Source organism: Pseudomonas putida (genome assembly GCF_022627325.1).
GTDB classification, from domain to species: Bacteria; Pseudomonadota; Gammaproteobacteria; order Pseudomonadales; family Pseudomonadaceae; genus Aquipseudomonas; species Aquipseudomonas putida_X.
The window spans coordinates 1-523 of the sequence record NZ_JAETZZ010000039.1; the positions used below are offsets into that span (position 1 = coordinate 1).

Below are 523 nucleotides of genomic sequence, written 5' to 3' on the forward strand. Positions count from 1 at the left end.
ATCGCCGGCAAGCCGGCTTGTATGGTTAGACTTGAAGGGGTGGTGGGACTAAATGCCGGATTCTGACTGTTGACGCAGTACAGACTGTGGGAGACATCGCCCCACCCCTTCCACCAAAGCGCCGATAAAGAATGCATCGTTTGCAAACGACGATAGAAGCAAGCCAGCGCCTCTTGGTGAAAACCCTTCAAGCTCAAAAACCATAACGCGAGGAGCCGCCCATGGCAATGCAGGTAAACAAAATGATCGTGGGTGCGGATGTCGCAAAAGCCGAATTAGTGATTCATCACGATGATCGTGATGAAATTATCAGGCTGAAAAATACCAAGCCCGAAATCAAAAGATGGCTAAAGCAACAGCCCCTCGGCACTGCAATCGCTGTTGAGGCGACCAATGTCTACCATCTGGACCTGGTTGAGCTAGCCCATGGCTTCGGTTTCGACGTTTATGTCATCGATGGTTTCCAACTGAGCAACTACAGGAAAAGCGTTGGAGGGCGGGTTAAAACTGACCCCTCTGATGC

Annotated in this window: 1 protein-coding gene; it reads left to right on the top strand. The window is 50.9% G+C overall.

Annotated elements, in window-relative coordinates; translation table 11 throughout:
- Positions 1–221: 221 nt before the first annotated feature.
- A partial coding sequence (locus JNA92_RS25585) for an IS110 family transposase (protein WP_241807220.1) occupies positions 222–523 on the top strand: 302 nt, incomplete at its 3' end.